Raw genomic sequence first — 7,168 nt, forward strand, 5'->3', positions numbered from 1 at the left:
ACTTTAAGAAAAGTATTTGAGCAAGAAACACAACTTGATGGAACACCACACTCTTCAGGGGGAGCTACTTATGCAAGAGCATTAGATAACTGTGTAGCATTTGGATCTGTATTTCCTGGGAAACCAAAAACAGAACATCAAGCGAATGAATATATAAGTATAGAAGACCTTATGAAAGCTACAGAAATTTATGCACTTTCTGTATATGAATTATTAAAATAATGTATAAATAAAATTAAATTCAAATCATATAATAAGTATAGGGATTATATAAGTAGTCCTTATACTTATTTTTAATGTTAAGGATTTATAAATCCAACCCTGAGGAAGGATATGAGCAAAGTAAATTTTAATATACTGTATGGGAGATATGAGCAAAGTGAATTTTTGGAGGAAGTATAATGAATATATGTATATTTCTTGGAGCTGGTGCTTCGGCTGCAGAAAACTCACCTATTCAAAATGAATTATTTAGCGAGTATTTTAAAAGCTTAACACCTAAAGATTTTGATAATTATATGAATAAAGAACTATATAAATTCTTTAAACAAATGTTTAATATTGATGTTATAAATGATGATATGGAAAAAGTGAATTTCCCTACATTTGAAGAAGTTTTAGGTCTATTAGATTTAGCAGAACAAAGAAGAGAATCATTTAAAAATTTTGGATTAGAAACACTTAATAAAAAAAGTGCTAGTATAAGATTTTTAAGACAATATTTAATACTACTTATGGCTAAGGCTATACATAAAAGTGAAGGAAGAAGAAATGAATATCATAAAATGCTAGTGGATAATCTTTTAAAAGAAAACTTACTAGAAAATACTACATTTATTAGTGCTAACTATGATATACATATAGACAATACTATTGCGTCGTTATATAGCGAAAAAAAACAACATATTATGTTGGATTATGGGGTTGACTTTACAAACTTCTACTTAGAGAATGAATGGGAAAAACCTGTAGAACCTTGTGTGAAACTTTATAAGATACATGGTTCCCTTAATTGGCTATACTGTCCTATTTGTAATAGCTTAACACTTACTCCTTATGAAGGTGGAGTTATGAGATTGCTTGATAATATTAAAGAAGCAAAATGTTTAGAATGTAAAGAAATTACAGTTCCTATAATTATACCTCCAACGTACTTTAAAAATATGTCTAACGTATTTATATCTACAGTATGGAGAAATGTAGAAAAAACTTTAAGAAAAAGTGACGTATTAGTATTTTGTGGATATTCTTTTGCAGATGCAGATATACATATAAAGTATATGTTAAAAAGAGTTCAAAGTAGCCGAGAAAAATCACCATTAAAAATTATGGTTTTTAATAATTATGATGCTAAAAAAGAATACTCTTTGAAAAAGGAAGAAGATAGATATAAAAGATTTTTAGGTGAAGATGTAGTTTATACAAGAAACTCTTTTCAAGATTTTGCAAAAGACCCTATTAAGTATTTAAATTAAAGAGCTAATAATATATTTGGCTCTTTTTTTGATGATAATATATTATATTTTGGTTCAAAAAACATATATATATTAGTTGATGGAAATTTTGAATCATTTTAGAATAATATACAAAAACAATGGTGAATACTATAGTGTATAAAACCTTAAAAGGAGGATTTTAAAATGGATTATCCAATGTTTTGTTATCAATGTGAGCAAACAGCAGGTGGAAAGGGCTGTACTAAAGTAGGTGTTTGTGGAAAAACACCAGAAATAGCAGCACTTCAAGATTTACTTATATATCAAGTAAAAGGTATTAGTTGTTATGCAAAAGATTTAATAGAAAAAGGCGAAAAAATAGAAAAAGACATAGTTAGTTTTGTTGAAAATGCTTTATTTACAACTTTAACAAATGTTAACTTTGATGGTGATGTTCATGAGAAAATGCTTAGACAATCTCAAGAAATAAAGCAATCATTAAGAAGTAAAGCAACAAGTTGTAAAGATTGCTGTGAGCAAGCTACATATAACTTAAGTGATACTAGAAGTCAAATGCTAGAAGATGCTAAAAAAGCAGGAATAATGTATGATCAAAATTTAGATGCAGATATACGTTCTTTAAGACAAACAATAATATATGGACTAAAAGGTATAAGTGCATATGGACATCAAGCAAGAGCATTAGGATATTATAATGATCAAGTGGATGAATTTTATTTTAGAGCATTAGCTGCTACTACAGATGATAAATTAACACTAGAGGACTTAATAACATGGACTATAAGAACAGGAGATATGAGTGTAGCTGTTATGCAAAAGCTAGACGAAGCAAATACTACAATTTATAAAAATCCAGCTCCTCGTAAAGTAAATGTTCATGTTAAAAAAGGTCCATTTATAGTAGTTTCAGGTCATGATTTAAAAGATTTAGATATGCTACTTAAACAAACAGAAGGAAAAGGAATTAATATATATACTCACGGAGAGATGATACCTTGTCATGGATATCCAGAACTTAATAAATATCCTCACTTAGTAGGAAACTTTGGTGGGGCATGGCAAGACCAACAAAAAGAATTTGATAATATACCAGGATGTATACTTATGACTACTAACTGTCTTATGAAGCCTAGAGATTCATATAAAGATAGAATATTTACAACAAGTGTAGTAGGATGGGACGGAGTTAAGTATATAGACAAAAATGCAGATGGTCAAAAAGACTTTAGTGAAATAATAAATAAAGCACTAGAACTTGGTGGATTTAAAGAAGACCAAGAGCCAAAAGAAATATTAGTTGGATTTGGTCACAATGCTACTTTAAGCAATGCAGGTGCTATAATAGATGCAGTTAAATCTGGTAAATTAAGACACTTCTTCTTAATAGGTGGATGTGATGGAGCAAGAGCAGGAAGAAATTATTATACTGAATTTGCACAGCAAGTACCTAAAGATTGTATAATACTTACATTAGCATGTGGTAAATATAGATTCAATAAATTAGAATTTGGAGAGGTAGCAGGACTTCCAAGATTATTAGATGTAGGTCAATGTAATGATGCTTATTCAGCAGTAAAAATAGCTCTAGCATTAGCTGATGCATTTGATACAGATGTAAATAGCTTACCACTTTCTATAATATTATCTTGGTATGAACAAAAAGCTGTGGCTGATTTATTAGCATTATTATCACTAGGTATAAAAGGAATGTATCTTGGACCTAGTTTACCAGCGTTCTTAAGTCCAAATGTACTTCAATACTTAGTTGATTCATTTGATATAAAACCTATAAGCACTCCAGAAAAAGATTTAGCATCATGCTTAGAGGTGCCAATGAAGTAAAGAATTTTCATTCGTTTTATATTAAGAAAAAAGACTATTTAACAAAGATAGTCTTTTTTCTTTTTTTGTAATAAAACTTGATTAAGTACTATATATAGTATAAAATAAACAACGTTGTACTATATATAGTTCAACAAGACGTAAGAGGCAACAGACAAAAGGAGAGTTTTATGACTACAAAATTAAATGTAATAAAAAGAGATGGAAGTATTGTGCAATTTGACAAAGAAAAAATTGAAAATGCAATCTTAAAAGCCATGAAATATGGCAGTGGAATATATGAAGAAGAAATAGCTAAAAAAATAGCTAATGAAATAAAAGATTACTACTTTGAAAAAGATCTTTCACCAACTGTATACCAAGTAGAAGAAATGGTGTATACAAAACTAATAAATTATAAACAACAATTAACTGCTAAAGCTTACGAAGGATATAGAGCAGTACAATCATTTAAAAGAGAAGTAAATACTACTGATGATAGTGTACTTGGACTTTTAGATAGAAGTAATGAAGAAGTTATAAACGAAAATTCTAATAAAGATGGAATCCTTGCAGCAACTCAAAGAGACCTAATAGCAGGTGAAATTTCAAAAGATATAGCAAGAAGAAAATTAATACCAGCACATATAGTACAAGCACATGATGAAGGGGTGCTTCATTATCATGATATGGATTATGCAATGCAATCAATTCATAACTGTATGCTTATAAATTTAGAAGACATGCTACAAAATGGAACAGTAATAAACAATAAGTTAATAGAATCTCCAAAGTCTTTTTCTACAGCATGTACAATAGTAACACAAATAATAGCTCAAATTGCTAGTGGGCAATACGGTGGAAACTCTATAACTATAAAGCATATAGCACCATTTTTAAGAGTGTCATATGATAAATATTTTAAAAAGTATAAAGAAAAATACTCAGAAGAAGTAGCTTGTGAACTAGCTGAAGATAGAATGACTGATGAATTAAGAGCAGGAATACAAACGATTAGATATCAATTGTCAACTTTATATAGTAGCAATGGTCAATCTCCATTTTCTACTATTTACTTAGAGATTGAAGAAGGTAATGAATATGAAAAAGAAATGGCTTTAATTTGTGAAGAAATGATAGTTCAAAGATTAGAAGGAATGAAAAATTACAAGGGGCAAGAGATAGGAGAAGAGTTCCCTAAGTTAGTTTATTTACTTGATGAGCATAACTGCTTAGAAGGTGGTAAATATGATTACATTACAAAGCTAGCGGCTAAATGTAACACTAAGCGCCTTGTTCCAGATTATCAAAGTGCAAAGATAATGAGGAAAAATTATGAAGGAAATACATTCCCACCCATGGGATGTCGCTCGCACTTGTCACCATGGAAAGATGAAAATGGAAATTATAAATGGTATGGAAGATTCAACCAAGGAGTAATCTCTCTGAATTTAGTACAAGTAGCACTAACAGCAAACAAAGATATGGACAAATTCTTTGAAGTTCTAGATAAAAGACTAAAGCTTTGTAAAGAAGCTTTAATGGTTAGACACAACCTTTTACTAGGAACAACGTCGGATGTATCTCCAATTCACTGGCAAAATGGAGGAATCGCAAGACTTAAAAAAGGCGAAAAAATAGATCATCTACTAAAGAATGGATACTCAACTCTTTCTCTAGGATACGTAGGAATATATGAAATGACACAAGCGATGCTAGGTGTTAGTCATACTACTAAAGAAGGAGAAGAATTTGCACTAAAGGTTATGCATCATTTAAATGATACATGCCAAAATTGGAAAAAAGAAACTGGTCTTGGATTTGGATTATACGGAACTCCAGGTGAAAGTTTAACTTCAAGATTTTGTAGAATAGACAAGCAAAAATTTGGAGAAATTGAAAATGTAACTAATAGAATGTATTATACAAACTCATATCATGTACATGTAAGTGAAGAAATAGACGCATTTGAAAAGCTTACATTTGAAAGTCAGTTCCATGATATAAGTTCAGGTGGATGTATAAGTTATATAGAAGTTCCTGATATGAGTAAAAACCTACCAGCAGTAGAACAAATAATAAATTATATATACCACAATATACAATACGCTGAAATAAACACTAAGCCAGATGTTTGTTACAAGTGTAATTATACAGGTGAAATAAAACTTGATGATACTTTAAACTGGTATTGTCCAAACTGTGGAAATAAAGATAAAGACGAAATGCAAGTTATGAGAAGAACTTGTGGCTACATTGGTGCAAATATGTGGGGCAAAGGAAGAACTCAAGAAATAGGACAAAGAGTATTACACTTATAGGATTTGGAGTGATATAATTGAAGTTTTCTAAAATAAAAGACAACGACATAGCAAATGGTCTAGGAATAGTAATGTCTCTTTGGACACAAGGATGCCCTCATCATTGCAAAGGATGTTTCAACGTAGAAACTTGGGACTTTGAAGGTGGAAAAGAATTTAGCGATAATGATTTAAATTACATTATTGATAATATAAATAAAAACAATGTTAAAAGAAATCTATCAATATTAGGAGGCGAACCGCTATGCCCTCAAAATATAGATGGAGTAATAATGCTTTGTAAAGAATTTAAAAAAGTTTATCCACAAAAAATGATATATGTATGGACAGGATATGTTATTGAAGACTTTGATGAAAGTCAAAGAGAAATATTAAAATATATAGATGTATTAGTTGATGGAAAGTTTGAAGAAGATAAAAAAAACTTATCTATAATGCTAAGAGGATCTTCAAACCAAAGAGTTATAAATGTAGAAAAATATTTAAAACATGATACTATAGTGCTTTATGAAGCTTAAATATAAATGATTAATATGAAATATATGACAGTAAAAATAAGGTGTGTGAATTTATTAAATTCGCACACCTTATTTTTTATATAAAAATTTTATTATATAGTTAACGTTTTTGTACCATATGAATACTATATTGATATACGATATATCGATAGATGATATATTGTATGACGATAGAACAGAAGACGATATATAAAATTTATATAAATTAATAAGGGTGGTAAATATGAGTGAAAAAATAATTCGAAAATACATTCCGTTAACAGAGGCAACTTATTACATTCTCCTATCTATGGTAGAACCTATACATGGATATAAGTTAATGCAAAATGTAGAAGAAATGACAAATGGGAAGGTTAAATTAGGTCCAGGAACTTTGTATGGAGCTACGAGTAAGCTAGTAAAAGATGAGATAATAGAACAGGTAATAACAGAAGATGAAAGAAGAAAAAGCTATAAACTAACAAACCTAGGAAAAGAAATTTTAAAACTAGAATATGAAAGATTAAACTTATTAGTAGACAATGGTAAAGAAATAATAAATAATTTGGAGGCGTAGGTAATGGAAGGCTATAAGAAAGTATTTAGATTATTTTTAGTAGGTCAAGAAGAAAAAGAAACTGCATGGCTATCAGAAATGTCTAGGCAAGGATATCACCTAGTAAATATAAATTTTGCAACTTACTATATATTTAAGAAAGGAGAGCCTAAAAACTACACATATTTTATAGATTTAAAAGAATCGTATAATTTAGATGCTTATGAATATAAGCTTATGTATTCAGATGCGGGTCTTGATTATATAGACAATAGCAATGGTTATTATTACTTTCGGGCAGAGAGTAAAGTAGAAACAGATCTAATAATAAAAAATGAACAGGGAAGATATTTAGGTAGATTAAATTCTCAGAAAAAAGTAGTATTGATTGCAGGGATAATGAACATTTTAGTATTTGGAATAAATATATCCCATTATATAGGTAAAAATGTATCCTACTATTGGACTGCATATTTAAATTTAGCATGTGCTTTACTTTGTCTATTTGGATATTTT

At 29.4% G+C, this 7,168-nt stretch carries 6 protein-coding genes and 1 pseudogene; all 7 read left to right on the forward strand.

The window, feature by feature from the left end; genetic code table 11:
* A pseudogene (locus VLM92_RS15720) lies at positions 1 to 222 on the forward strand (hypothetical protein); the annotation flags it as partial.
* A gap of 179 nt (positions 223 to 401) precedes the next feature.
* Positions 402 to 1,475 carry an SIR2 family protein gene (locus tag VLM92_RS15725; RefSeq protein ID WP_325277265.1) on the forward strand — a complete coding sequence of 358 codons (1,074 nt, stop codon included), beginning with the start codon at positions 402 to 404 and terminating at the stop codon, positions 1,473 to 1,475.
* 165 nt (positions 1,476 to 1,640) lie between these two features.
* Positions 1,641 to 3,299, forward strand: coding sequence for a hydroxylamine reductase (gene hcp, locus VLM92_RS15730; RefSeq protein WP_325277266.1), 1,659 nt, complete (start codon positions 1,641 to 1,643; stop codon positions 3,297 to 3,299).
* Between the two features lie 170 nt (positions 3,300 to 3,469).
* Entirely contained in the window at positions 3,470 to 5,599 is a 2,130-nt protein-coding gene (gene nrdD / locus VLM92_RS15735) for an anaerobic ribonucleoside-triphosphate reductase (RefSeq protein WP_325277267.1), read from the forward strand.
* 17 nt (positions 5,600 to 5,616) lie between these two features.
* The gene (nrdG, locus tag VLM92_RS15740) at positions 5,617 to 6,117 is read left to right on the forward strand and encodes an anaerobic ribonucleoside-triphosphate reductase activating protein (protein WP_325277268.1); all 501 of its coding nucleotides are present in this window, start codon (positions 5,617 to 5,619) and stop codon (positions 6,115 to 6,117) included.
* Positions 6,118 to 6,340: 223 nt separating this feature from the next.
* Positions 6,341 to 6,673: a PadR family transcriptional regulator gene (locus tag VLM92_RS15745; protein ID WP_325277269.1), complete on the forward strand. Its 333-nt coding sequence runs from the start codon at positions 6,341 to 6,343 to the stop codon at positions 6,671 to 6,673.
* A 3-nt stretch (positions 6,674 to 6,676) separates the two neighbouring features.
* On the forward strand, positions 6,677 to 7,168 hold a 492-nt coding region (locus VLM92_RS15750; RefSeq protein WP_325277270.1), incomplete at its 3' end, for a DUF2812 domain-containing protein.

Source organism: Romboutsia sp. (assembly GCF_035470145.1).
Classification (GTDB): Bacteria; Bacillota; Clostridia; order Peptostreptococcales; family Peptostreptococcaceae; genus Romboutsia_D.